This is a genomic window from Acidobacteriota bacterium (genome assembly GCA_030949985.1).
Taxonomy (GTDB): domain Bacteria; phylum Acidobacteriota; class Polarisedimenticolia; order J045; family J045; genus JALTMS01.
In genome coordinates this window covers 180,079-203,565 of sequence record JAUZRX010000010.1, presented here as the reverse complement: position 1 = coordinate 203,565, position 23,487 = coordinate 180,079, and the positions used below count along the sequence as shown (strand labels likewise).

The following is a 23,487-nucleotide window of genomic DNA, read 5'->3' as shown; positions in this document are numbered from 1 at the left end:
GCGGGCTCTACAATGCGCCGATACCTCCCGGCCGGGTTCCTCTCGCCCGGGAGGGGGAAAGGAAAAACGATGAGCTGGAGATGCTTTTCCCTCCGCGGCCGCGCGGTCCTGGCCGCTTCGATGGCGACTTGGCTGCTCGCGGGCCTGCTGCTGGCGGGCTGTTCGGGCGAGAAGGAAGAAGAAGAGTCGGCCCTGAACAAGATCCCCCTCCAGGACGCCGTGGTGATCGTCGACGGGATCGAGATCCGTGGGGCCTGGCTGCGCAACTGGTGCCTGACCCAGCTTCTCCAGCTCAAGCGCCAGGGGCTGCCGGTGGAAGTCGACGAGTACTCCCTGATCAAGGCCGGCCGCGACCTGCTCACGCGCATCGTGGTGGTGGCCCAGGAAGCCGAGCGCCAGGGGTTGACGGTCAGCGATGAGGAGATCCAGGAGAAACTCGCCGAGGAGATGTCCCGCTTCCCCTCCACCGAGGCCTGGCTCGAGTCCCTGCGCAACTCGGGGCTGAGCCGGGAAGAGCGCAAGGAAGAGATTCGCCTCGAGGCTTTGTTCTTCAAGTACCAGGACGAGGTCGTCGCTCCCGAGGTGATGAACACGGTGGCGGCTCCCGAGATGGTTCGTGGCTACTACGACAAGTACCGCGACGAGATCTTCCTGCAGCCGCGGCAGGTCCACCTGTTGCACCTGATGCGGTCGGTGGCCCGGGATGCGCCCGAAGAAGAGCGGCTGCGGGAAAAGGAAGTCATCGACAAGGCCCGGGCACGCATCGTCGGCGGCGAGAGTTTCGAGGATGTGGCCCGCGAGCTTTCCTCCGATACCACGGCCCTCAAGGGCGGTGATCTGGGCTGGATCAACGAGAACGCGCCGATGATCCCCGAGTTGAAGGAAGCCGTGCTGGAACTGGAAGAGGGACAGCTCTCCGGCGTGTTGGAGTCGCCCCACGGCTATCACCTCTTCCTGGCCAAGGAAGTCAAGCCGGCGGGGGTGATCCCTTTCGAGGACGTCAAGGAGGAAATCCGCGATCGGCTCTTCGCCGAGGCCCTCAAGAGCCGCATGGAGCGTCACGCCGGTGAACTGGTCCAGCAGCTCCAGGCCCAGGGCAAGATCAAGATCCTGCCTTCGACCCTCTACCTCGGTCGCGCCCTGACCCCCAAGGAAGAGCAGGTTCCCGCCCCTGCGGAGGGCGATGCCACCGCGGCTCCGTAAAGTCCCCCGGTAGGTAGGGCCCGGCAGGCGCAACGGCTCACGGGTCGGCGCGCAAACGCTCCGGATCGATCAGGGCCGCCTTTTCGGCGGGGATCAGCATCGGAGTGGGGCGGTCGTCCCGGCGGGCCCAGACCCTGCCGTCCTCGTCGGCGGGCCCCACGCTGAACACCAGGTCGGGGATCTCCTCCGTGCGCCGCCAGCGCAGGGTCAGCGAGGCTTCCGGGGCGCCCGGGGGGCTGGAGTCGTCCACCAGGGCTTCGGCGTCGAGCAGGCTCAAATCCGAGAGCAGGTCCGCGGCCTTGTCGGAATCGAGGGGGAAATCCTCCGGTTCGAGGGCGATCCAGGTGTTCTCGGCGGTGGCGGAACTTTCCAGCCGTCCGACCCGGACCCGCAGGTCACCCCGCTCGATGACGAATTCCCCCACGTCCCACGGCGAGAAGTCGAGGGCCCGGCTCGAGCGCCAGCCCTGGACCTTCCGGTCGAGCTTTTCCAGCAAGGAAGCCGCCCGCACCACGAACAGGGCCTGCCGGTCGCTGACCGTGGCGAAATAGGTGCCGTCCTTCGTGCCGGTCGCCGCTCCCAGGCGCAGCACCACGTTTTGCTCCTCTCCGGCCAGTTCCACCGTCAGCCGGGGGGACTCCAGTCCCGCCGCCTCCCGCTCTTCGTCCGGGGCGATGCTCTCGGCCCTCAGGCCCACGACGGCGGAGAGCAGGCCATTGACGGCGCCGGGATCGGCCAGGTCTTCGAGGGGACGGGTGATCCACCACTTGCGGCCCTCCCGGCGCTCGAAGGCCAGGTCGCGTCCCTCGAAGACCGCGCGCTGCAAGTCCACGGTGGACAGGTCGATCAGTTCCTTGTCGCGCCAGGTCGCGGCATCCTTGTCGAGTTGACGCCAGAGTCCGTCTTCGACGATCAGCAGGTCCGCGGCGTCATCCCGGCGTGCGTAGCGGCGGCCGCCCGGAACCTCCTTCGTGCCGATCTCGAGAACATGCCGCCCGGCGTCGTCCGTCAGGATGAGCCGAAGCGCCTCGCCGCCGAGCCCCGTGGCCGCGTCGCCGCCCTCGATCCTGCCCGCCTGGAGGGTGCGGGCGGCACGGGCTTCGACCAGCGAGCGCAGGAGATCGTCGACGGCAAAGCGGTCGGCCCGGTCTTCCAGGGGCGCGACCAGGCGCCAGGCGTCCTCGTGACGCTCGATCTCGATGGGATCCCGGCCGGCGCGCTCGATGCGCAGGCGTTCGATGGCCGGCGCCTCGAGCCCGGGGAAGATGCGTCCGGCCTGCTCCCGCCGTTGATCCGTGCCCGGCTGGTCCTTTTCCCAGAGCAGGACGAAGGCGCCGAGGAGCACGGCGAGCAGCAGCAGGATCATCGTGGAGCGGTTGCTCACGGTCTCAACTCCCCCGGCGCTGCCACCAGATGCCGAGTCCCATCAGCACGGCCAGCAGGGGCAGCCCGATGATCACGACCAGCGAGAGGGCCTGGCTCTGCTCGGGGGTCAGCAGCAGCCGGGTCAACTGGCGATCCTTGGGCGGGATGCCCAGCGAACGCTCCTCGTCGATCAGCCAGGACACGGCGTTGAGCAGGAAGGCGCGATTGCTGGTGTTGTCGATCAGCAGGTTGGTAGCCAGGTCCACGTCGCCCGTCACCACCAGGCGCCCCGGAGGGGAGGCCGGGGGCTCGTCGTCGGTGGTGGTGTCGTCCGCCGCCTCGTCGCCGTCGGTGGTGGCGGCCGGTGCGGGCTCGTCTCCACCGTCACGGCGCTCGACAGCCATGGCCAGGGGCAGCGGGCCCCGGTGATCGGCGTCATCGTAAGCGGCCGGCCGGGTGCTGCCGAGCGTCGTCTCGCCCCAGCTCTGGGGCGAGCTTTCGAGCAGCGTTACGGGCAGGGGCGAAGACTGCCCGTCACCGGCGGGAGCCAGGGAGCGGGCGATGCTGACGAGCACCATCTGGCCCGCCATGGGGTCGGTGATGGGATGAGCGCCCACCTGCTCGGCGACGAAGGTCTCCGGTCCCATGAAGGCCGGGGTTCGCGGCGGGTCGAGAACGACGTCGGCCCGGGCTTCCAGGCCCCAGCGCTCGAGCAGGGCTTCGAGCCCGCTGGCCGCCAGCCGGCTGCTGTCTCCGGGCACAGGCACGGGATCGAGCAGCAGCAGCACGCGGCCTCCCGACTCCAGGTACTGTTCGACGGCCCTGGTCTCCGCCTCGAGCCAGGGTTGAGCCGGGCCGGCGATCACCAGCAGATCGGTGCCTTCGGGAACGCTCTGCCGACCGAGGGCCTCCCATGGCTCCACGTCCATGTCCTTTTGCCGGAGGGCTTCGACCAGGGTCGAAAGGCCGTGTTCCCGGGGCTCGTCGATGGAGCGTTCCTGGTGGCCGGTGGCGAAGCGGATCATCGGCCGGTGGTTGCGGGTCACCGCGGAGACGGCGGCGACGATGGCGCCCTCGGCGGTCAGCGACTTGACCGCGGTGGGGCCGCCGAAGGAGCCCGGCTCCAGCTCCACCATCTCGTCCAGGCGGACGTGACGCCGCCGGTCTCCGGACTCCACCACCACCACGTCGAGTTGATCACCGGTGCGGGGATCGATGCCGAACTCCTGGAGCAGGGTCCGGGCGCGCATGGGGTCACGCCAGGGGTCGATCTGCTCGAAGGTGATCCGGGCGGGATTGGCCGCGGCGATGCGCTCGAGGACCGCCTGGATCTCGCCCAGGGCGTCACCGCCGGCCTGGCCCGCGTCGGTCAGGAATGAGACCATGCGCACATCGGCTTCGAGGCTGCCGAGCAGGCGCCGGGACTGATCGGAAAGCGAGTAGAAGCCCGAGCCGGTCCAGTCCCACTCGGTGTAGTACTTGTGGGCGAAGTAGTTCGCCAGGCCCAACAAGGTCGCGGCGGCCAGCAGGGCGATCGCGACTCGACCTCCAGCGCTCCACTTGCGAACGGACATCCTACTTCCCTTTCGAGATTTCGATCAGCCGCGCGGTGGCGAAGACGAAGAAGACGATGCCGCTGACGGGGTAGAGAGCCCGCCGGGTGCTGACGATGCCCTTGGCGAAAGTGTCGAGGGTGTCGAGCAGGTTGAGGTGGCTCCACACCGTGCTCCAGGGCTCGCTGTGTGCGAGCTGGCTGCCGAAGAGGGGCGCCACGTAGAGCGAGAGCACCACCACGAAGCCCACGATGGCGGCGACGATCTGGTTGCGTGTCAGCGCCGAGGCGCAGACGGCGGCGGCGAGGAAGAAACCTCCCACCAGCAGCATGCCCAGCAGGCCTGACGCCGCGGCTCCCAGGTCCACCTCGCCGAAGCGGGCGAGGAGGTAGAGGTAGACCGGAAAGGGGCTCAGCAACACCAGGTAGAAGCCGAGTCCGGCGAGATACTTGCCGAGGGCCACCTGGTTTTCGGTGATCGGCGCGGTGAGCAGGGTCTCGAGGGTGCCGGTCTGTCGCTCCTCGGCGATCAGGCGCATGGCGATGACCGGCAGGGCCACCAGCAGGGGCAACCAGAAGAGGGTGGCGGTGAACAGCGCCCGTTGCATCTCGATGGCCGGGATCGAGTACACCCCGGAGATGCTGACCACCGACCAGAAGGAGAGGCCGGTGAAGAACCACAGGGCGGTGAGCACCACCCAGGCCAGGGGCTGGAGGAAGGTGGAACGCAGTTCCCTGCCGGCGACCAGCAGGGCAGGCATCGGGCCGCTCATGGCTGCTCCTCCCCGCTCGCGGCGGTCGTGTCCGGTGCCGCCGACTCGGCGGTCAACGAGTGGAAGATCTCCTCGAGGCTGAGCAGGCGCCGGGTCAGCTCCCGTAGCCGGATGCCCCGTTCGGCCGCTCGCTCGAAGAGCTGCGCTCGGGGGTCGAGCTCCGCGGTGAGCAGCACCCGCAGCCAGCCGTCGTCGAGGGTTTCCCGGCTGACTTCCCGGGCCAGGCCACGGATCCAGGTCGCCACTTGCTCCCCCTGGTCGGCGGGCAATTCCACGGTGACCCGAGCCCCGGCGCTGGAGCGGTTGCGCAACGCCTCGGTGGAGTCCTCGGCGATCACGCGGCCCCGGCGGAAGATCACCACCCGGTCACACACCTGCTCGACCTCGGGCAGGATGTGGGAGGAGAGCAGGATCGTGTGATCCCCTTTGAGGCGACGGATCAGATCCCGCACTTCCAGTACCTGGTTGGGGTCGAGCCCCGCGGTGGGTTCGTCGAGTACCAGGACCCGGGGCCGGGCCACCAGGGCGTCGGCCAGGCCCACCCGCTGGCGGTAGCCCTTGGAGAGCGTGCCGATCACGCGGCGCCGATGGTCGGCGATGCCGCAGAGGTCGGCGACTTCGTCCGCGCGTTTCGATCGCTGACGGAAGGGAACGCCCTTGAGCCCGGCGCGGAAGCGCAGGTACTCGCCGACCCGCATTTCCGGGTAGAGCGGCGTGTTCTCGGGCAGGTAGCCGATCAGCCGGCGCGTGATCATCGATTCCCGGGCCACGTCGTGACCGTCCACCAGGGCTTGTCCGCCGTCGGGGGGCAGGAAGCCGCAGAGGATGCGCAGGGTCGTGGTCTTGCCCGCGCCGTTGGGGCCGAGAATGCCGAGGATCTCCCCCTTTGCGGCGCGGAAGGAGACCGATCGCACGGCTCTGACGGAAGCGAAGTTCTTGGACAGTTCGCGGATCTCGATCATGGCACGCCGTCCGCTGCTTGGATGGGATGAGGTTCCAAGTGTTGTCGGCCGATCCGACCGGCGGCGATTATAGCCCCGCCGGGGAACGTGCAACTACTCGTCGCCGGGGGTGGGGGGGAGATAGGTGAAGGGGGGGACCTCGACCTGGACCCGGGTGCCGAAGAAGCGGTAGTCCCGGTACTCCACCACCCGCCGGCTGGTGATGCGGCGCTCGCCCCGGTGGACCTGGCGGAAGGTGCGCAGCTCGACCCGGGTGGGGTAGGTCTGCCCTTCGTGCTCGAAGCCGAAAAGCACTTCCAGTTCGAGCCCTTCGGGAGGGGGGGCGACCGAGAACCCGAGGATCCGGAACGCGGTGAGGAAGCGGTCGAGTTCGGCGAGGATCCGGTCTTCCTGGAAGTTGGGTCGGGCCACGATTTTCAAGAGGTTGCCCGTCCTGTACTCGACTTCCGCCGTACCCGACCATTCGGTGATGCGCCGGCCGGAATGGCTCGGTGCCGAGGAGATCCAGTCCAGGGGGATCGCCAGCTTCCAGGGTGTGGTGTGCCACTGCCCGACCTGGAAGCGCAAGGTCGAGCGTACGGCCGGAGAGAAGATCTGGCTCCACAGGTAGGGGTCGGGGAAGGGCAGGTCGACCCGCCGCTCCCGCCGGCCGGAGGAGCCGGGACGCGTGCGCAGGCCGCGAAAGCCCCCGGGGGCGGCGCGGTCCTCCACCAGAAGGTAGTCGTAGTCGTCGGCCTTTTCCTTGCCCGCCCCCTCGTTGCCGTAGCGCGTGCGGCGGATGCGCTCGGTGCAGGAAAAGCCCCGGGCTCGCTGGCGGTAGGCTTCGGCCTTCCTTTCGAGCACCCTGGCGATCTCGGCGGGCAGGGGCTTCCATGGGCTTCCCGTCTCCCGGGCGGGGCTGCCCGCCTGGATCGCCGGCCCGGCCATCAGCAGGAGCGCGATCGTCACCGCCCGTTTCACGAGAAGAGGCCCTCGGCCCCCGTGATGAAGCTGTAACGGGCCGCCTGCCGGTGGATACGCAGGACCTGCTCCTCGCCGCCGGGGCCCAGCCAGGAGGCCACCAGGGCGCTCTCCCGGGCCAGGTTGGTGGTGGAGACGGTGGTGTTGTCCGTGCAGATCGCGACGGGGATGCCGCGTTCGAGGAAAGTGATCAAGGGGTGGGGTCGGTCCGCCGGCACGGCGCCGGTCTGGTAGTTGCTGGTCGGGCAGCATTCCACGAGCAGTCCGTCGCGCTCGAGGCGGGCCATCAGGGCCTTGTCGCCAACGGCGCTGCAGCCGTGTCCGATGCGGGTGGCTCCCAGTTCGTCGATGGCCTCCCAGATGTACTCCGGGCCGGCGTCCTCGCCGGCGTGGGCCGTGATGCCCAGCCCCCCGGCCCGGGCGATCTCGAAGGCCTCGCGGAACAGGCGCGGAGGGTTGCCCCGCTCGGGGCCCGCGATGTCGAAACCGATCACCCCGGTGCGCTCGTGGAGGTGTTGGGCTTCGGCGATGGCCTGGCGGGCGAGGATCTTGGCGATGTGGGGGCCGTGCTGGCGCATGGCGATGACGATCAAGCCGCAGTGGATCTCGGGATGGGACCTGCGCACCCGGTTGAAGCCCGAGAGCACGGCGCGGATCGCTTGACGGACGGTCAGGCCCGCATAGGTGTGGATCAGCGGCGAGTAGCGCAATTCCAGGATGCGCACGCCGGCGCGCAGGGCGTCCCGCACGATGGCTTCGGAGATGGCTTGCAGGTTCTCGTAGAACTGGGTGATCCACAGGGGGTAGTGAAACTTGTCCAGGTAGGCCAGCAGAGACCCTTCCTCGCCGGGCTGCAATTCGAGGCGACGACGCATCTCGTCGGCGGAGTCGACGGGATTGAGGCCGTGCCGGACCAGCATGCGCCAAGTGGTGGAGAAGGGGATCGACCCGTCCACGTGCTGATGCAGTTCCACCTTGGGTGCCGCGCGGAGCGCTTTCGGGATGCGGATCCGGCCCATGGTCACGGGACTACTCCCCGGCGGCTTCACGGGCGCCCAGGCAGAGGGTTCGGGCCCAGCGGGGGCGTTTGGGGACGGTGGGGAGCAGTTCGAGATTGGCGCCGCCCTGGGGACAGCGGGCGCAGACCGCGGTCGTCTTCCAGGCATGCCGGAACACGCAGTCCTTGAGGGAATACCAGACCCCGTACTTCCAGCAGTAGAAGTCGTCTCGGGGTCCCCTGAACCCGTCCGGCACGCCGCTCCCTTCCCCGCTAGCCGCGGGCCTGGATGCGCCGGAGAATCTCCGCCTCCTCGGGGAAGTCGCCTTCCTCGTGCTTGCTGAAGATTCTCACGTCATCCACCCACACGTCGAAGACGCCCCCGCTGCCGCGCTGGAGTTCGCCGTCGACACCCAGGTGCTGCTTGAGATAGGCCGCGAGACTCGCGGCCCGGGGCTCGTAGTTTCAAACCCCGCAGTAATGAATGACCACTTTCACCGCTGCTCTCCTCGACCGGGTCGACGGCGGCGGCGCCGCCTCCCGGGAGCGTCAACTTAACCCGGATCGGCGTGAAGCGCGAGAGCCCTTCCCGGGGGGGTCAGGAGTTGAGGGGGGCGGGAACGCGAGAAAGGGCGACCCGGTTACGGCCGGCTTCCTTCGCCTCGTAGAGCGCCGTGTCCGCGGCGCGCAGAACTTCTTCGCCGGAGCGAGGGAACCGGGGGTTGAAATCGGCGACCCCGACGCTGATGGTCACCACGCCGGTGGGCGGGTTGGCCGGGTGGTGGATCCGCGCCGCCTCGGTCATTTCCCGCAGGCGCTCGGCGACGAGCACGGCGCCCTCGCCGTTCGTCTCCGGGAGCAGACAGACGAATTCCTCACCGCCGTAGCGGAACGCGGAGTCGGAGGTTCGGATGCTCTCCGCGATCACCTGGGCCACTGCCTGCAGGGTTTCGTCACCCGCCTTGTGGCCGAGGGTGTCGTTGTAGTTCTTGAACCGGTCGATGTCGATCATCAGTACCGAGTAGGGGTGCTGGAAGCGCTGGCAGTGGCCGCAGAGTGTGCGGAAGGCATCGTCGAAAGCCCGGCGGTTGGGGATGTTGGTCAGGCCGTCGACCATCGCCATGGTTTCGAGCATGCGGTTCTGGGCGGCCAGTTTCTCCTCGAGGGCGAGGACCCGCTCTCCGGCCCGAATGCGCACCATCAACTCGTCCCGGTCGAAGGGCTTGGTGATGTAGTCGTCGGCGCCCGCGTCGATGCCCCGCACCACGTCCGACTTCTGGGTCCGGGAGGTGAGAAGGATGACGTAGACGTATGGCGCGTCCTGGTTTTCCCGGGAAGAGCGAATGCGGCGGACCAGTTCGAGGCCGTCGATGTTCGGCATCTCCCAGTCGGCGATGACCAGGCGTGGATCTTCGCTGCGGAGGATGTGCCAGGCCTCGAGGCCGTCCGAGGCCGCCAGGACCTCGTGGCCCATCGTGGCCAGGGCGCGGCCGAGCATGCGCCGGGAGACCTTGTCGTCTTCTGCGATGAGGATACGCACGAGGCTACTCGAAGGTGCGCAGGTATGCCGCCAATCGATGGATCTCATCCTGCAGTTTCTCGACGAGGGCCGAGGCCTGGGAGAGATCGCCTTCGCGCCCCTGGGTCTCGATGCTCAGCGCGGTGTCCCGGATGGCCAGCGCCGAGAGATTGGCGGCCGCACCCTTGATGCTGTGGGCGACGCCGGCGACCTCTTCCGCCTGGCCGGCGGCGATGGCGGCGCGAAGCTGCTCCATGCGGCCGGGGACGTCGTCGAGAAAGATTTCGAGCAGTTCCTTGTAGAACTCCCGGTCGTCTCCGGCCCGCGCCAGGCCGTCTTCCAGGTCTACAGGGCAGGTGGTATCGGTGGACATTGAACCTCCCTCGTGGCGCGGCCCTTTTCAGGAAGCCCTGCGCCGAGTGTTGTCCCCACCACCCTGCGCCCCGTCGGGGCGCCGCAGGGAGAATCTAGGGTGATTCGCGTGCAAAATGCCAGTGCTCCCGCTAAAGTTCCTGCTCACAGCGAGGTAGAACATGCCCGGCAGCCCATCGCGCGCTCTCGAGACGGTTCCCAACCCGGCCCCCGACCGCCCCTACCGGGTTCGGATGGAGGCCCCGGAGTTCACCTGCCTGTGTCCGCGGACCGGGCAGCCGGACTTCGCCACGATCGTCGTGGATTACGTCCCGGGTCCGCGCCTGGTCGAACTCAAGGCCCTCAAGCTCTACCTCTGGTCCTGGCGGGACGAGGGCATCTTTCACGAGGCCGTGGTGAATCGGATCCTGGACGATCTCGTGGCGGCCTGCGAGCCCTGCTGGATTCGGGTGACCGGGGCCTTCAAGGTACGGGGCGGGATCACCACCACCGTGGTTGCCGAGGCGGGGGCGCTTCCCGCGGGGGCTGCCCGGCTGCCCGGCCAGGAGACGCAGCGATGAGCCGTCCGATCCCCGAGAAGGTCGTCGTCTTCCCCACGCGGGAGGTGGGAATCGTCTGGTCCGACGGGCGGGAAGACTTTTTCCCGGCACGGGACTTGAGGATTTCCTGCCCCTGCGCCGAGTGCGTCGACGAGATCACCGGCGAGCGCCGACTCGACCCGGAGTCGGTGCCCGCGGATTTGCGCGTCGAACGATGGGAGGCCGTGGGGCGCTACGCGCTGCGCTTCCACTTCTCGGACGGCCATGCCACCGGCATCTTCACCTTCGAGGTCCTGCGCGCGTAGGATCCGCTTTCCCTACCGCGCTTTCTCTACAGGGCGACTCGTTCGATCCTGACCTCCCGGGTGGGACGGCCGGATTCGGAGCCCAGGGACTCCAGGCGGCCGAGGGTCTCGTGGCCGTCCACCACCTCGCCGAAGATCGTGTGTTTGCCGTCGAGCCAGGGGGTGGCGACGAAGGTCAGGAAGAACTGGCTGCCGTCCGTACCGGGGCCGGCGTTGGCCATCGACAGCAAACCGGGGCGGTCGTGGCGCACCGAGGGATCGAACTCGCCGCTGAACTGGTAGCCGGGGCCGCCCGTGCCGCTGCCCAGGGGACAGCCTCCCTGGGCCATGAAGCCGGGGATCACCCGGTGAAACGCCAGGCCGTCGAAATAGCCCAGCTTGGCCAGGTAGAGAAAGCTGGTCACGTGCATCGGGGCCACTTCCGGCATCATGCGGATGACAAGGGAGCCCTCGCTGGTTTCCATGGTGACCCGGTACTCCTTGTCGGCCGCGAAAGTGGCCACTTCGGGGGCCGGCACGCTCAGGCGCCAGCGGGGGTGGCTTTGATCGACGCCGGCCTGGGCCAGCAGTTCTTCGATGGTCACGAGATCTCCTCTCAAGCTTGGTCCAGGCCCCGGTGGAGGGTGATCAGTCGCTGCACGACCTCCGGGTCGGCCAGGGTCGTCAGGTTACCCAGGTCCTCGTACTCTCCCGCGGCGATCTTGCGCAGGATCCGGCGCATGATCTTGCCGCTGCGGGTCTTCGGCAGGCCCGGTGCGATGAGAATCGCGTCGGGGGTCGCCACGGGACCGATCACGTGGCGCACCTGCTCCTTGAGGGCTCCTTCCACCTCGCCGGGGGCCGCGCCCTCGGCGGCGGAGTTGAGGATCACGTAGGCGAAGATCCCCTGGCCCTTGATCTCGTGAGGGTAGCCGACCACCGCCGCTTCGGCCACGGCTTCGTGGGAAACCAGGGCGGACTCCACTTCCGCGGTGCCCATGCGATGCCCGCTGACGTTGATCACGTCGTCGACCCGGCCGGTGATCCAGTAGTAACCGTCCTCGTCCCGGCGGCAGCCGTCGCCGGTGAAGTAGAGCCCCGGGTAGTGGGTGAAATAGGTCTGCTGGAAGCGTTCGTGGTCGCCGTAGACCGTACGGGCCTGGCCCGGCCAGGTGCGCTCGATGCAGAGGTTGCCCGCCACGCCGTTGCCCTCGAGCCGCTGGCCCTCGGCATCCACCAGCAGGGGCTTGACGCCGAAGAAGGGGAAGGTCGCCGAGCCCGGCTTGAGGGGCGTGACCCCGGGCAGGGGCGTGATCATGATCCCGCCGGTTTCCGTCTGCCACCAGGTGTCGACCACCGCGCAGCGGCCTTCGCCCACCACGTCGTGGTACCAGCGCCAGCTTTCCGGGTTGATCGGCTCGCCCACGGTGCCCAGGACCCGCAGGCTCTTGCGCGCATGCCGGCGGACGAATGCGTCGCCGGCCCGGGCGATGGTGCGAATGGCCGTCGGTGCGGTGTAGAAGATGTTCACGCCCAGGTCGTCGACCACCTGCCAGTAGCGACCGGCATCGGGATACACCGGCGTGGACTCGAACATCACGCTGGTGGCGCCGTTGGCCAGGGGGCCGTAGATGATGTAGCTGTGCCCGGTGATCCAGCCGATGTCCGCCGCGCAGAAGTAGACGTCGCCCGGGTGATAGTCGAAGACCAGCTTGTGGGTCAGGGCGGCGTAGACCATGTAGCCGCCGGTGGTGTGCAGCACTCCCTTGGGCTTTCCTGTCGATCCCGACGTGTAGAGGATGAACAGCGGATCCTCCGCTCCCATGTGCTCGTAGGTGCAGGTGGAGCGCTGACGGCGGCACTCCTCGTCGAGCCAGAAGTCCCGTCCCGCGGTCATGTTCACCTGCTTGTCCGTGCGGCGGGCGACGAGCACGGTCTCGACCAGGTCCAGGCCGTCCACGGCCCGGTCCACCGTGTCCTTGAGCGCCAGCCGTCGACCGCCCCGCAGGCCTTCGTTGGCGGTGACCACCACTTTGCAGCCCGCATCGAGGATGCGGTCGCGAATCGCCTCGGCGCTGAAGCCGCCGAAGACGATGGAATGCACGGCGCCGATCCGGGCGCAGGCCAGCATGGTGTAGGCCAGCTCGGGGATCATCGGCATGTAGAGGCAGACCCGGTCGCCTCGCCGAACCCCGTGGTGGCGCAGCACGTTGGCCACCCGGCAGACCTCGTGCTTGAGTCGGCGGTAGGAGATGTGCTCGTACTGCCCGGGCTCGTCCCGGACCCAGATGATGGCGTCCTGTTCGCCCCTCTCCCGCAGGTGCCGGTCGACACAGTTGTAACAGGCGTTGAGGCGGCCTCCGAGGTACCAGGCGAAGTCCACGTTGACATAGTCGTGGTCGTAGACCATCTGCCAGGGGCTGAACCAGTCGAGGATCTCCGCCTGCCGGCCCCAGAAGGTCTCGGGGTCGTCGAGGGACAGGCGGTAGAGGCGCTGGTACTCCTCCATCGAGGCGATGTGGGCCCGGGCCGCGATATCGGCCTTGGGGGGGTAGACCTCCGGCGGGTTGTCATGACTCATGGTCTCGGCTCCTGAAGCATGGCGGTCGGGGCGTAAGTTACCATAGGCGTCATGGCGGTGGACGCGGAGTTCCCGCCCCGATCCGCAGGAGGCTGACGGACATGGCAACATCGAAGATCGAGGTCGGGCGCCGAGCCCCCCTTTTCACCCTGCCCGCCGCTTCGGGGGGCAAGGTGGCGCTCCGCGACCTGGCGGGGAGCTGGGTCGTTCTCTACTTCTATCCCAAGGACGACACGCCGGGCTGCACCAAGGAGGCCTGCGAATTCAGCTCGGCGCTGAAGGATTTCGAGAAGCTCGACGCGGTGGTCTACGGCTGCAGCCCCGACAGCCTCGAGCGGCACCGGCGCTTCATCGAGAAGTACGACCTGCAGATCGATCTGCTCAGCGACGAGAAGAGGACCGTGATGGAAAAGTACGGCGCCTGGGGCGAGAAGGTGCTCTACGGGCGCAAGTCCATCGGCGTGATCCGCTCGACGGTGATCATCGATCCAAAAGGAAAGGTGGCCCACCACTGGAAGAAAGTGCGAGCCGCCGGTCACGCGGAAAAGGTACGGGAGCGGCTCGAGGCCTTGCGGGAGACCGGAGATCGGGGCGTCGGCGGCCGCTGAGCCGGCGTCCCGAAGACCCAAAAGGAGTTTTCTGGCGGTGCAGATCGAAAAGGGGGGGCATTCGTGAGTGGAGTCGCGAGAATCGGCATCCCGGCCGTTCTCGTGATGGGATGGGCGGGAGTTGCTGTCGCCGAGACCACCACGCACGTGGCTACCTTCCTTTTCGTGCCCCAGCGGTATTCCGCTCCGGCTCGGGGTGGAGGGAGACGATTTTACCTGCTCCGAGCTGGTGCCCGGCGCATACGAGTGTGTGGACCTGGCATTGGAGGATTCAGCTTCTGCCACGTGCACGCGGGGGTGCGAGAAGGTCGTGATCGGGACTCTCGCCGGGTGCTATCACGGCACGGGCAGTCCCGACATCCTGGAGCCCCATTTCAGCGTCTGCCGGGTGTCCCCACCGCCGGGTTTTTCCCGGTCGCCTTCAGCTCGTTCACCCAATGGCGTCTGCTGAGGCTCGACCCCGGGCCAGGATGGCCCATCGCCCGGCTTCTCTTTCGAGCACCCGGTACTCTCCCGTTCGCAGCAGCAGGCCGGGCCTGAACGGCGCGGCCCGGCGGCGGCCGGTCAGGGCGGCCAACAGGTAGAGCAGGATCACCCCATGGGCCAGAACCGCCACGGTGCCGCCGGGTTCGAGGGCCGCCAGTTGCCGGGCTGTGTCTTCCGCCCGGCGGCGTACCGCCGCGGGGGAGTCCACACCGACGGTCAGCCCCACCAGCCAGCACCAGCGCAGCAGAGGCGGCCACAGGGGGCGGGGCAGGGGGACCCCCGCCAGCACGGCTCCCAGGCCTTGCGGTCGGGCCAGGCCGCGCACCCTGCCGAAACTGACCTCCGCCAGGGCCGGGTCGGGTTGGGGGGTCAGTTCCAGAGGGGCAGCGAGGGTCTCGGCGGTCGCCCAGGCTCGCTCGAGGGGGCTGGTCAACAGCACCGTTGGCCTCCAGGGGGCGATCCGGCGGGCCAGGTCCGCCGCCCGGGCCCGGCCCACCGCTGTCAGCGGCCGCCGTCCTTCCGAGCGTTGCCAGGCATGGAGCCGGGCCAGGGTCGGCCAGGCGGGCAGGTCGGGCTCCTCGTCACAATGGCGGATCAGGACCAGTCGGCGGGCCATGTTCAGCGGATCCCGGCTGCCGATTGGGGCATAATGCGGAAGGGAGCAGGCGGACGGCGAGCCGGTCCTTCGGTTCGTGCCGCAGGCTCCGTGGACAGTCGAGGGCAGGGAAGATGCTCAGGAAAAAGCCGATCAAGGGAAGCCGGATGGTCTCTGTCACCTTTTCCTGCCAGGTTCCCGAGGCAGCAGGTTCCGTGGCGCTCGCCGGCGATTTCAACGACTGGGACCCCTCCGTCCATCCCATGCGGCGTCGGAAGGATGGCGCCTGGGCGGTGACGCTGCGCCTGCCCCGCGACAGTCAGTACCAGTATCGCTTCCTCGTCGGCCGGGAACAGTGGCTGACCGATACCGAGGCCGACGGCCTGGTGCCCAACGACTTCGGCACGGAGAATGCCCTCGTCCGGCTCTGAGACCCCGGGCGCGGCGCTCACTTCGATGTACGGAAGCGATCCTCCTCGTCGGCGAAGAGGATATTGAAGCTGGTCAGCGAGCCGTAGCAACCGGTGATGTACCCCTGCAGCTTGAGCTTGAGTTCGGTGGGAATATCCGCGGCGTTGACTTGCTGCTCGAGGGTGCGCAGGCGGTTACGAAGCATGACGATCTTCTTGAAGAAGACTTCGATGGGCCAGCTCTTTTCTTGCAGGCCCTCCCGGCCGGGCCTGAGCACGAGCTGACCGCCGAGCCACTTGGCCGCGGGAGCCACCGGTGTCAGACCGAGTTCTTCCCGAAAGATCCGTCTCAGGAGTGACTCGAGGCCTTCCATCTCGGATGACGGAGTGGCGGCCGCGGTGGACGCGGCAGGCGGTGAGGGCTGCGGTGCGGCGCGGGACCCACGGTAGTTGTGCTGACTGCCGCAGGAATCGCAGACCACGCGCATCGGGCGGCCCTCGCCGTCGGTGACGACGATCGTGTGGCGTCGGGTCTCCTTGCAGACACGGCAGAGATCCTCGACGCTCATGCCCGCGCGATAAGAGTTCATGTTCCCTCCCGGGCCGTCCGCCGCCGGGGGGCCGGCAGGGGCCGGAGCAGACGGCGAGTGATGGCCACGAAACGATCGGCGGCCTCCCGCAGGTCGGGAGCCGTACTGGGTCTGAAACCGTAGACCTCCACCCGCAGACCCCGTAGCTTGAGCTGCTGGACCAGGGGCACGAAGTCGCCGTCCCCGGTGGCCAGCACCACCACGTCCAGGTGCTCGGCGGTGGTCAGGGCGTCGAGGGCCATCTCGAGATCCCAGTTGCCCTTCATGCTGCGGTCGGGGCGGATCTTCAGCGGCTTGCGTTTGACCTCGTAGGCCTTCATCTGGAGCAGGTGAATAAAGGAACTCTGGTCGATCTCCGGTGTCTCCACCACGTAGGCCACCGCGCGCACCAGGCGGCGGCCGGAAGTGACACTGGCCAGCAGAGCTTCGAAGTCCAGCCGTGCGCGTTTTTCCCGGGCGCCGTAGAACATGTTCTGTACGTCGACGAACAGGCCGATACGGGGCTTGCCCTCCGGCTGGGTCGGGCGCGCCGGCTCGACCCGCGGGGCGGGTAGGGGGTCGCCCTCGAGACGACCTCGAATCGCCCCCAGTTCCCGCAGGATCTCTTCCTGGGCCCGGGCCGCCACGCGCGCCTGGGCCTCCTCCACCGACGCGACGCGTTCGAGCAGTCCGGCCAGTTGCTCGATGCGCCGGCCCTGCTCGCGCAGGATTTCCCGCCGGCCGCCCTCCCCGGCACGCAACTTGTCGAGAGTGGCGCCGGCCCGGCGCTGCTCGGTGGTCAGGCGTCGCAGCGCGGTGGTGATTTCACCCGTGCGTTCCCGGGCGCGGCGTTCGAGCAGTTCGTCGACCCGGCGCCTGAGGCGCACCGCCTCGCGCTCGAGACGGCCCCGTTCGTCCCGGGTGGATTTGAGTTCTGCCCGCAGAGTCTTGATTTCTTCCAGGCGATGGGAGAGACGCTGTTCGAGTGCGGCGGAGCGCTCGAGGGCCTTTTCCAGGCGCGTTTCGAGCTGGCGGACGCGGGTCTCCAACTCGCGCCGCTCCTGCTCGAGTTCCCGGACTTCGCCCCGGGCGGTGGCCACCTTGGCGACCCACTTGGGGCGGGATCCGGGATCCTGCTGCAACACCTCGGGAGCCACCAGTTCCGCGGCGGCTCGGATCTCGGCGGCGGGCAGGGGCGCCGGGCGGGCGCGGGCCAGGTGGTGCAGCACGGCGGCCGCCTGGGGGCCGGGAGCCCGGAGGATGCCTGCCATGGTTTCGTGGAGTTCGGCTTCGGCCCAGCGTTCCGGACGGGGCGCACGGGCGGCCGCCCGCGCGTCGAGCCGCTCGAGCAGCCGTCGGGCCACGGCGGCGTCTTCCGCGGCCAGGTCGGCGATCCACTGGGCTCGGTCTTCGTCGGGCGTCGGGGGGGGGGCTTCTCCGCGCAGGGTTTCGAAGTCGGCCTCCTCGAGCAGGGTCGAGACGACCAGGCGCAGGCCCTGGGGGCCGAGCCGTTCGAAGTAGGTGTCCCAGCCGACCTGCACTGCTCGTCTCCGGCACGGAATGCCGCGGCCTCCTGGCAGCCCGCGAAAACCGGACGATGATAGCACCCGCCCGGGCTGTCGGCCCGTCGGGGGCCTGCTAACTTGCTGATAAAACGCGCTTTGACAAGTCCCCCGAGGCGCGGTGTATGCTTTGCGGTCTTTCGGGCGAAAGTTTCGGGGCGGTCTGGGTGAAGGCGAGGAGCGATGATTCTGGGTATCGGCGTCGATGTCATCGAGCTTGACAGGGTGCGGCGGATCATGGCCCGCCATGGAAATCGCTTCTTCGACCGGGTGCTCACCGAGCGCGAACGGGCCTATTGCCTGCGGCACCGGGACCCGGCGCCCAGTGTCGGCGCGCGCTTCGCCGCCAAGGAGGCCTGGCTCAAGGCCCTGGGTACGGGTCTGGCCCAGGGGATCGGCTGGCACGACGTGGAAGTGGTGCGTCAGGCGCAGGAGGACCCGCCGCGCCTGGAGCTGCGCGGTCGGGCGGCCGAACTGGCAGCCCGGCGGGGCGCGACGGCCAGCCACCTGTCGATCAGCCACGAGCGCTCCGTGGCCGTGGCCTTCGTGATTCTCGAGGGACAGGCGTGAGCGCCCCGGGCCGACGGCGGGGCGGCCTGCGCGGCGTGCTCAGGCGGGGCCTCGAAGCGGTAGCCTGGTTTTCGGTATTCCACCCCCGCTCGGTGCTGGTGGGAGTCGCCATCGCCACGGCCGTGGCGGGATACCTGGCGGCCGACCTGCGTCTTTCCACCGACATCGACTCGCTGATCCCCGATGACGTGCACACTGCCCAGCGCATGCGCGAACTCTTCCGTCGCTACGGCGGCGCCGAGCCCATCGTGGCCGCGATTTCCGGCAAGGGCGAGGAAGACCTGGACGATCGTACGGAACTGGCCCTGGCTCTGCGTGACCGCCTCGAAGAGTGCGAGAACGTGCAGGTGGTGGCCGGGATCTTCGGTGAGGATCCGTGGGCCCTGCTTTCGGGATCCCAGGCGCGTTCGCTGATGCTCTATCTCGACCCGCAGCAGCTCGACAGCCTGGCCGGGCAGCTCACGCCGGAGGCCATCGATGCCCGGGTGGCGGCCAACCGCGAGCGACTGCTTTCTCCGCTGGGGCCGCTGACCACCCGATTGCTGCGGGAAGATCCCCTGGGTCTGTCGGGCTTTCTCGTCTCTCGCCTGGCCGAACTGAAGGGTGAATTGCGCGTCATGCCCCGCTCGGGGATGCTGGTCACCGAGGACGGCAGCTATGTCCTGCTGCTGATTCGGCCCGAGGGGGCGGCCCACGATCTGCGTTTCGCCCGCCAGGTGCTCGCCGAGGTGGCCGGCGCGGCCCGCCTGGCGCTCGAAGACATGGAAATGGAAGGAACCGTGGGCCTGGGGCCCGCCGACGAACCGGGCGGTATCCACGTGGGCCTGACCGGCGCGCCCGCGGTGCTCGTCGACTACCAGGAGATCCTCTCGCGGGATATTCGCTCGATCTCGGTGGTGGCCTTCGTCGCGGTGCTGGTGCTCTTTCTTTTCGCGTTTCGTCGCATGGTCGGCGTGCTGGTGGCAGGCGTACCCCTGCTGGTGGGACTGACCTGGTCGCTGGGCTTCGCCTACCTGGCCATCGGCGAGATCAACGTCTTCACCGCCGGATCGGTGGCGATGCTCTGCGGGTTGGGAATCGACTTCACGATTCATCTCTACAACCGCTACCTGGAGGAGACCCACGCGGGCAAGGACATGTTCACCGCTTTCGCCGCGGCCCACGGGGAGACCGGGCTGGGCATCCTCTCCGCCGCCCTGACCACGGCCTGGGCTTTCCTGGCGGCGGGTTTCTCGCGTTTCCAGGGCTTACGCCACCTGGGGCTGATCTGCGCGGCGGGCATCGCGCTTTCCCTGGTGGCCGCGCTCCTGCTGGTGCCGGCCCTGACGGCGCTGGCCACCCGCTGGCGCCCGGGTCCCGACCGGCCCCGGGGCCTGGCCGGTTTCGGTCTCGGGCCCATCCTGCGCGGGGTCCTGCGTCATCCCGGATGGGTCGCGGGGACGGGGTTGGTGGTCACCGTCGCCCTGGTGTGGCCGACCCTCAGCGTTCGACTCGACGAAGACTTCCGTCGCTTCCGCCCGACGGGCGCTCCCAGCATCCGCCTGCAACTCGACATCAGTCGCCAGGTGGGCACTTCCTTGCAGCCGGTGGCCGCACTGGTACCGGGGGAGAGCGATGCGGAGATCCTCGAAGCTTCCGCGGCGGTGGAAGAGCAGTTTCGGCGGTTGATCGGGGACGGGGAGAGTTCCCTGGCCGTGGTGGTGGGCCCGGCCAGCGTGGTGCCCCCCCCCTCCCATCAGCAGGCCGTGCTGCAGCGACTGCGGGAGTTGCGCGCGGCCGGGAAGATCCGCCCGGCGGCCGTGGAGACCGACCTGCTGGCGGCGATGGAGCGTCATGGTTTCCGTGTGGACGGCCAGGCCCGGCGGGCGGCGGCACGCATCCGGCGGATGCTCGAGGTGGACGGTGAACTGACCCTCGAGCGGGCCGAGAGCGGGATGCTGGCGGATGTGCTTTCGGATCTGATCGTCGAGGCCGGGGACGGCAGCCGGGAAGGCCTGGTGATCGCCTACCCGCGGCCCAACGCCCGTTCCCGGGATCTGGTCGAGGCTCTCCAACAGGCGGTGAAGGCTTCGGGGCATCGGGCGGACCTGGTGGGAGGCCGGGTGCTGAGCCAGGAACTCAAACCCCTGATTCTGCGGGACGGTGTCATGGCCGTCGCCTTGACGGTGGTGGGTGTGCTGCTGATCCTCTTCCTGACCTTTCGCCGTCCCCTGCTGGTGTTGTTGACCTTCCTGCCCCTCGTGGTGGGCGTCGTGGGCTCGGTGGGCCTGATGCACCTCTTCGGCATCGATTTCAACCTGGTGAGTATCTCCATGGTGCCGCTGATCCTGGGTATCGGCATCGACAACGGCATCCATGTGGTGCACCGTTTTCTCGAGCATTCCGCGGAGGATCTGGCCGAGGTCTTCGAGCACACCGGTCGCGGGATCGTGATGACCTCGCTGACCACCATGGTGGGTTTCGGCGCGCTGATCTTCGCCGACTATCCGGGCCTGATCGCCTCCGGCTTTCTAGCCATCCTCGGCGTGGGGGCCACCCTGGTCACCGCGGTCACCCTGCTGCCCGCCATGCTCCGCCTGACTCACGTCCGCTGACCCGGTCGGGACGGGGCCGGCGGGGCGGGAGGGGGTCTTCGTGGCGCGGGATCAGGCCGAGGGGACCGATGACGAGGCGAGACGGACCAGCCCGCGACGGACCAGTCGGCGCAGCAGGCGGATCGTCTCGGCTTCCCTCATGGGGGCCAGTTCCACCAGGTTGCGCACCGTGGTGGTTCCGTCGAGCCGGGAGAGCAGGAAGTATTCTTCGGAGCGAATGGTCTCGCCGGTGAGCTCCTGGAGGGGACGGCCGAGTTCGGGAACCGCGTCGGCCGGGAACTCGTCCCGGTAGACCTTGGCCAGGAAGGCCTGTTCGGTCTTTTCCAGCAATTCGGCGGCCTCCGCGTCGTCGATCGGAGGCTCTTCGCAGAGCAGCGCCATGGCCGCCTCCGGGTCGCCGGCGTCGAGGCGGTCTCGAGCCGCGGCGATGCGGGCCGGGCCGGTCAGACCCACCAGCTCGGCATCCGGGGCCTCGCCGGTGACCAGCATCAGGGGGGGGCCTTCGAGGGTCACGATGGTGGCCAGGCCCAGGCGGTAGGCTTCGTAAAGGAACTTCATCACCGGGAAGGGGCTGGCATGAAGCAGAAAGGCCAGCTCGTCGATCGAGCGGCGGCCGTCGAGGGTTTCGAGAATCCGGCGGGCCAGGGGATGCTGGAGGATCGCTTCCGGAGGTTCCTTGTCGCTGCGGGCGAGCACCACCCGCCCGTCGGGAAAGATTTCGCGGATCCGCGCCTTTTCGTCACAGCGGTGCACGCCCCGTAGCAGCACGTGATCCACGGGCAGGGAGATCAGCACGACCTGGGGCCCCGGCCTGGCATCGGGCTCGAAGTGGAAGTCGGCCTCGTCCCACTCGAACAGGGAGTAGACGATCTCCTCGGTGCGCTCGGCGAGGGCCCGCAGCAGGTCATCCCGGGTGATGAAGCCGAGACGGACGAGGATCTGGCCGAGAAACTCGCTGGATTCTCTTCGCGCCAGGAGGCCCGCCCGCAGTTGTTCCTCGGTGAGCATCCCCCGGGCGACGAGGACGTGGCCGAGCATCTCCGTGGGCTGGTTCGAGGCGGCGCCGACGATCAGGCCTTCCTGGAGGTAGACCTCCTTCACCACCGTCGACTGGCGAAAGTCGAGACGGCCCGTTTTCTGGGCAGAGGCGACCCACTGCAGCAGGTCTGCCAGATTCATGGTCCTTGTACTTCCGCTCAGGCTCATGGTCAGGGCAAAGCTAGGATCCCGGGTTCCGGGGGGCAAGTCCGGCGTGCGCTGGTGGAAGGCCGAACCTATCTTGATTCCGACGTGTTCCCGCCCCGCCGGGGGCGGAGGAGGTATCGATGAGCCGGAACGCCGAGATCACCCCTGACGCGCCTGCCGCGGGCAACGAGCAGTACCGGGTGCCCAAGGTTCAGGTGCCGCTGTGGCTGATTCTCGACGGCGGACACGCCATCGAAGGTCATGTCCATCTGCTTCCCGTGGCGGGTGTGCACGCCGGTCGGGAACGGGTGATCGACCTGCTGTGCGCCGAGCATTCCCACTTCCTCCCGGTCTCCCTGTCGGACCGGGTGCGCCTGGTTCATCGCAGCCGCGTCCTGCTGGCGGGGGTTCAAGACCCCTACGACGCCGGCCTGGGGGATGACAACGGCGTGGAGGGGCGGGACGTGGAGGTCGAACTCGAACTCAAGGGGATCGAGGCGCCGGCCCATCGTATCGCCGGCACGGTACACATCGTGATGCCACCGGGAAGTCAGCGCCTGGTGGACTACCTCAACCAGCCGGCGCCCTTCTTTCCGCTCAGGAACAGGGAGAAAGGACTGGTCCTGGTCAACAAGTCCTTCGTCGTCGACGCGTTGTTGGCCTGAAACGGGGTGGGGCTCAGGCCAGCAGGTCGAGGACCGTTCCGGTCAGCTCGTTGGCGATCTTGAGCACCGCCACGTTGGCCTCGACCGTTCGCGCTGCCGCGAGTTGTGTCGTCACTTCTCCCGCCATGTCGGTCTCGCCGCGGGCGACCCTTCCGGCGGATGCGGCGAGACGGTCGTTGGCGGCGAGGATGGCGGCGCTCGAGGCGCTTTGCACGCTGGATATCATCCCGGTGAATATAGGTTCCCGCGGCGGTCGGCGCAGCCCGTTTCCGGTGTCAGGCGTGGCGCTCCCCGCTGGTTTTCCCATGCAGGAGGCGGACGCGGTCTCCGGCCGTCAGGCCCAGGCGCCGCGCGGCGGAGTCTCGGGCCAGGGCGATCTCGAGGTAGCCCGCTGAACCCCAGAGGGCCAGCACCCGCCCGGGGTCGGCGCCGCCGTAGGTCAGGGCCGGTTCCAGGACCCAGCGGTCGGGGCCGGTTTCCAGGACGGTGGGGAGAGTGCCACCGAGGTGTTCGGGGCGCAGCGCGAGAATCACGTTGCCGAAGTGATCCACGTGGAGGACCGTGGTCTCGAGGCCGCCGTCCCGGCTGCGCACCGGTGGAGGTGTCACGCGGCGGGGGTCGGGTACGGCCGGGCCCACCTCCGCGGGATCGAGGCCGAGGGCCAGCCGGGCGGCTACTGGAGCGAAGAGATCCCGGCCGTGGAAAGTGGGGTGCGCCGGCGGCAGGCCGAGCCTTGCCGCCTCGATGGACCACAGCTCTACCTGCCGGCTGCGGTCGAAGACGGCGGTGAGCAGACCGTTGTCGGGGGCGACGAAGAGGCGGCCGTCGCAGCGGGCCACCAGGGCCCGACGGTCGGTGCCCACGCCCGGGTCCACCACGGCCAGATGCACGGCGCGCGGGGGGAAGCGCCAGGCGGCGCAGGCCAGGACGAAGCCGCCGGCGAGTATGTCGTGACGCTCGAGGTCGTGGGTGACGTCCACGAGTTGGCAGCCCGGAGCCTGCTCGAGCAGCACGCCCTTGATCTCGGCCACGTAGGAATCCCGCCGGCCGAAGTCCGTGGTCAGGGTGATCAGGGGCGGCGGCTGATGGTCGACTGGGCTACCCATGGCACGAATTCTACCCCCGCTCGTGGTTGG

At 68.5% G+C, this 23,487-nt stretch carries 26 protein-coding genes; 8 read left to right on the top strand and 18 right to left on the bottom strand.

Going from position 1 to position 23,487, the window contains the following annotated elements; genetic code table 11:
- Window positions 1–69 precede the first annotated feature (69 nt).
- Window positions 70–1,203, top strand: a complete 1,134-nt coding sequence (locus Q9Q40_02215) for a peptidylprolyl isomerase (GenBank protein ID MDQ7006026.1) — start codon at window positions 70–72, stop codon at window positions 1,201–1,203.
- Between the two features lie 37 nt (window positions 1,204–1,240).
- On the opposite strand, the gene Q9Q40_02210 is transcribed toward Q9Q40_02215, so the two are convergent.
- From Q9Q40_02210 to Q9Q40_02165, 10 genes are all read right to left on the bottom strand, one after another.
- Complete coding sequence (locus tag Q9Q40_02210; protein MDQ7006025.1) at window positions 1,241–2,587, bottom strand: DUF4340 domain-containing protein; 1,347 nt, start codon at window positions 2,585–2,587, stop codon at window positions 1,241–1,243.
- Window positions 2,588–2,591: 4 nt separating this feature from the next.
- The gene (locus Q9Q40_02205) at window positions 2,592–4,142 is read right to left on the bottom strand and encodes a GldG family protein (GenBank protein MDQ7006024.1); all 1,551 of its coding nucleotides are present in this window, start codon (window positions 4,140–4,142) and stop codon (window positions 2,592–2,594) included.
- A gap of 1 nt (window position 4,143) precedes the next feature.
- Window positions 4,144–4,893, bottom strand: a complete 750-nt coding sequence (locus Q9Q40_02200) for an ABC transporter permease (protein ID MDQ7006023.1) — start codon at window positions 4,891–4,893, stop codon at window positions 4,144–4,146.
- Window positions 4,890–5,855 carry an ATP-binding cassette domain-containing protein gene (locus Q9Q40_02195; protein ID MDQ7006022.1) on the bottom strand — a complete coding sequence of 322 codons (966 nt, stop codon included), beginning with the start codon at window positions 5,853–5,855 and terminating at the stop codon, window positions 4,890–4,892. The genes Q9Q40_02200 and Q9Q40_02195 overlap by 4 nt, the downstream gene beginning before the upstream one ends.
- A gap of 93 nt (window positions 5,856–5,948) precedes the next feature.
- The gene (locus Q9Q40_02190; GenBank protein ID MDQ7006021.1) at window positions 5,949–6,803 is read right to left on the bottom strand and encodes a hypothetical protein; all 855 of its coding nucleotides are present in this window, start codon (window positions 6,801–6,803) and stop codon (window positions 5,949–5,951) included.
- Window positions 6,804–6,811: 8 nt separating this feature from the next.
- A complete protein-coding gene (gene add, locus Q9Q40_02185) occupies window positions 6,812–7,834 on the bottom strand; it encodes an adenosine deaminase (GenBank protein ID MDQ7006020.1) in 1,023 nt (340 codons plus the stop codon).
- A 10-nt stretch (window positions 7,835–7,844) separates the two neighbouring features.
- Window positions 7,845–8,069 carry a hypothetical protein gene (locus Q9Q40_02180; protein ID MDQ7006019.1) on the bottom strand — a complete coding sequence of 75 codons (225 nt, stop codon included), beginning with the start codon at window positions 8,067–8,069 and terminating at the stop codon, window positions 7,845–7,847.
- A 16-nt stretch (window positions 8,070–8,085) separates the two neighbouring features.
- Window positions 8,086–8,310, bottom strand: a complete 225-nt coding sequence (locus tag Q9Q40_02175; protein MDQ7006018.1) for an Rdx family protein — start codon at window positions 8,308–8,310, stop codon at window positions 8,086–8,088.
- A 100-nt stretch (window positions 8,311–8,410) separates the two neighbouring features.
- Entirely contained in the window at window positions 8,411–9,352 is a 942-nt protein-coding gene (locus Q9Q40_02170; protein MDQ7006017.1) for a diguanylate cyclase, read from the bottom strand.
- Between the two features lie 4 nt (window positions 9,353–9,356).
- Entirely contained in the window at window positions 9,357–9,704 is a 348-nt protein-coding gene (locus Q9Q40_02165; protein MDQ7006016.1) for an Hpt domain-containing protein, read from the bottom strand.
- Window positions 9,705–9,864: 160 nt separating this feature from the next.
- Here Q9Q40_02165 and queF point away from each other — a divergent pair, with 160 nt between their 5' ends.
- Entirely contained in the window at window positions 9,865–10,263 is a 399-nt protein-coding gene (queF, locus tag Q9Q40_02160; protein MDQ7006015.1) for a preQ(1) synthase, read from the top strand.
- Window positions 10,260–10,547 carry a DUF971 domain-containing protein gene (locus Q9Q40_02155; GenBank protein MDQ7006014.1) on the top strand — a complete coding sequence of 96 codons (288 nt, stop codon included), beginning with the start codon at window positions 10,260–10,262 and terminating at the stop codon, window positions 10,545–10,547. The genes queF and Q9Q40_02155 overlap by 4 nt, the downstream gene beginning before the upstream one ends.
- A 26-nt stretch (window positions 10,548–10,573) precedes the next feature.
- On the opposite strand, the gene Q9Q40_02150 is transcribed toward Q9Q40_02155, so the two are convergent.
- Window positions 10,574–11,131, bottom strand: a complete 558-nt coding sequence (locus Q9Q40_02150) for a peptidylprolyl isomerase (protein ID MDQ7006013.1) — start codon at window positions 11,129–11,131, stop codon at window positions 10,574–10,576.
- A gap of 11 nt (window positions 11,132–11,142) precedes the next feature.
- Entirely contained in the window at window positions 11,143–13,107 is a 1,965-nt protein-coding gene (gene acs / locus Q9Q40_02145; GenBank protein ID MDQ7006012.1) for an acetate--CoA ligase, read from the bottom strand.
- Window positions 13,108–13,208: 101 nt separating this feature from the next.
- Between acs and Q9Q40_02140 the strand changes: the two genes are divergently transcribed.
- Window positions 13,209–13,715, top strand: coding sequence for a peroxiredoxin (locus tag Q9Q40_02140; GenBank protein ID MDQ7006011.1), 507 nt, complete (start codon window positions 13,209–13,211; stop codon window positions 13,713–13,715).
- A gap of 430 nt (window positions 13,716–14,145) precedes the next feature.
- On the opposite strand, the gene Q9Q40_02135 is transcribed toward Q9Q40_02140, so the two are convergent.
- On the bottom strand, window positions 14,146–14,817 hold the full coding sequence (locus Q9Q40_02135) for a histidine phosphatase family protein (GenBank protein MDQ7006010.1): 672 nt from the start codon (window positions 14,815–14,817) through the stop codon (window positions 14,146–14,148).
- Between the two features lie 113 nt (window positions 14,818–14,930).
- On the opposite strand from Q9Q40_02135, the gene Q9Q40_02130 reads away from it, so the two are divergent.
- Window positions 14,931–15,227, top strand: coding sequence for an isoamylase early set domain-containing protein (locus tag Q9Q40_02130; protein ID MDQ7006009.1), 297 nt, complete (start codon window positions 14,931–14,933; stop codon window positions 15,225–15,227).
- Between the two features lie 17 nt (window positions 15,228–15,244).
- Here Q9Q40_02130 and Q9Q40_02125 read toward each other — a convergent pair whose 3' ends face one another.
- Together Q9Q40_02125 and Q9Q40_02120 are read right to left on the bottom strand one after the other, a co-directional pair.
- Window positions 15,245–15,796, bottom strand: coding sequence for a hypothetical protein (locus Q9Q40_02125; protein MDQ7006008.1), 552 nt, complete (start codon window positions 15,794–15,796; stop codon window positions 15,245–15,247).
- Window positions 15,793–17,316, bottom strand: coding sequence for an NYN domain-containing protein (locus tag Q9Q40_02120; GenBank protein MDQ7006007.1), 1,524 nt, complete (start codon window positions 17,314–17,316; stop codon window positions 15,793–15,795). Before Q9Q40_02120 ends, Q9Q40_02125 begins: the two co-directional genes overlap by 4 nt.
- 204 nt (window positions 17,317–17,520) lie before the next feature.
- Between Q9Q40_02120 and Q9Q40_02115 the strand changes: the two genes are divergently transcribed.
- Both Q9Q40_02115 and Q9Q40_02110 read left to right on the top strand, forming a co-directional pair.
- Entirely contained in the window at window positions 17,521–17,907 is a 387-nt protein-coding gene (locus Q9Q40_02115) for a holo-ACP synthase (protein ID MDQ7006006.1), read from the top strand.
- Window positions 17,904–20,501 carry an MMPL family transporter gene (locus tag Q9Q40_02110; GenBank protein ID MDQ7006005.1) on the top strand — a complete coding sequence of 866 codons (2,598 nt, stop codon included), beginning with the start codon at window positions 17,904–17,906 and terminating at the stop codon, window positions 20,499–20,501. Before Q9Q40_02115 ends, Q9Q40_02110 begins: the two co-directional genes overlap by 4 nt.
- Before the next feature lie 51 nt (window positions 20,502–20,552).
- Here the strand turns inward: Q9Q40_02110 and Q9Q40_02105 are convergent, their stop codons facing one another.
- Window positions 20,553–21,707, bottom strand: a complete 1,155-nt coding sequence (locus Q9Q40_02105) for a DUF4388 domain-containing protein (protein ID MDQ7006004.1) — start codon at window positions 21,705–21,707, stop codon at window positions 20,553–20,555.
- A gap of 119 nt (window positions 21,708–21,826) precedes the next feature.
- Here Q9Q40_02105 and Q9Q40_02100 point away from each other — a divergent pair, with 119 nt between their 5' ends.
- Window positions 21,827–22,351: a hypothetical protein gene (locus tag Q9Q40_02100; protein MDQ7006003.1), complete on the top strand. Its 525-nt coding sequence runs from the start codon at window positions 21,827–21,829 to the stop codon at window positions 22,349–22,351.
- Between the two features lie 13 nt (window positions 22,352–22,364).
- Here Q9Q40_02100 and Q9Q40_02095 read toward each other — a convergent pair whose 3' ends face one another.
- Together Q9Q40_02095 and Q9Q40_02090 are read right to left on the bottom strand one after the other, a co-directional pair.
- Entirely contained in the window at window positions 22,365–22,565 is a 201-nt protein-coding gene (locus tag Q9Q40_02095) for a flagellar hook protein FlgE (protein ID MDQ7006002.1), read from the bottom strand.
- 61 nt (window positions 22,566–22,626) lie between these two features.
- Window positions 22,627–23,457 (bottom strand): SAM-dependent chlorinase/fluorinase, encoded by an 831-nt coding sequence (locus tag Q9Q40_02090; GenBank protein MDQ7006001.1) that lies wholly within the window; start codon window positions 23,455–23,457, stop codon window positions 22,627–22,629.
- Between the last annotated feature and the right edge of the window lie 30 nt (window positions 23,458–23,487).

Coding starts and splice junctions, on each gene's coding strand:
- Q9Q40_02215 (MDQ7006026.1), top strand. CDS start 70: ATGAGCTGGAGATGCTTTTCCCTCCGCGGCCGCGCGGTCCTGGCCGCT.
- Q9Q40_02205 (MDQ7006024.1), bottom strand. CDS start 4,142: ATGTCCGTTCGCAAGTGGAGCGCTGGAGGTCGAGTCGCGATCGCCCTG.
- Q9Q40_02200 (MDQ7006023.1), bottom strand. CDS start 4,893: ATGAGCGGCCCGATGCCTGCCCTGCTGGTCGCCGGCAGGGAACTGCGT.
- Q9Q40_02195 (MDQ7006022.1), bottom strand. CDS start 5,855: ATGATCGAGATCCGCGAACTGTCCAAGAACTTCGCTTCCGTCAGAGCC.
- add (MDQ7006020.1), bottom strand. CDS start 7,834: ATGGGCCGGATCCGCATCCCGAAAGCGCTCCGCGCGGCACCCAAGGTG.
- Q9Q40_02165 (MDQ7006016.1), bottom strand. CDS start 9,704: ATGTCCACCGATACCACCTGCCCTGTAGACCTGGAAGACGGCCTGGCG.
- queF (MDQ7006015.1), top strand. CDS start 9,865: ATGCCCGGCAGCCCATCGCGCGCTCTCGAGACGGTTCCCAACCCGGCC.
- Q9Q40_02155 (MDQ7006014.1), top strand. CDS start 10,260: ATGAGCCGTCCGATCCCCGAGAAGGTCGTCGTCTTCCCCACGCGGGAG.
- acs (MDQ7006012.1), bottom strand. CDS start 13,107: ATGAGTCATGACAACCCGCCGGAGGTCTACCCCCCCAAGGCCGATATC.
- Q9Q40_02140 (MDQ7006011.1), top strand. CDS start 13,209: ATGGCAACATCGAAGATCGAGGTCGGGCGCCGAGCCCCCCTTTTCACC.
- Q9Q40_02135 (MDQ7006010.1), bottom strand. CDS start 14,817: ATGGCCCGCCGACTGGTCCTGATCCGCCATTGTGACGAGGAGCCCGAC.
- Q9Q40_02130 (MDQ7006009.1), top strand. CDS start 14,931: ATGCTCAGGAAAAAGCCGATCAAGGGAAGCCGGATGGTCTCTGTCACC.
- Q9Q40_02125 (MDQ7006008.1), bottom strand. CDS start 15,796: ATGAACTCTTATCGCGCGGGCATGAGCGTCGAGGATCTCTGCCGTGTC.
- Q9Q40_02115 (MDQ7006006.1), top strand. CDS start 17,521: ATGATTCTGGGTATCGGCGTCGATGTCATCGAGCTTGACAGGGTGCGG.
- Q9Q40_02105 (MDQ7006004.1), bottom strand. CDS start 21,707: ATGAGCCTGAGCGGAAGTACAAGGACCATGAATCTGGCAGACCTGCTG.
- Q9Q40_02100 (MDQ7006003.1), top strand. CDS start 21,827: ATGAGCCGGAACGCCGAGATCACCCCTGACGCGCCTGCCGCGGGCAAC.
- Q9Q40_02090 (MDQ7006001.1), bottom strand. CDS start 23,457: ATGGGTAGCCCAGTCGACCATCAGCCGCCGCCCCTGATCACCCTGACC.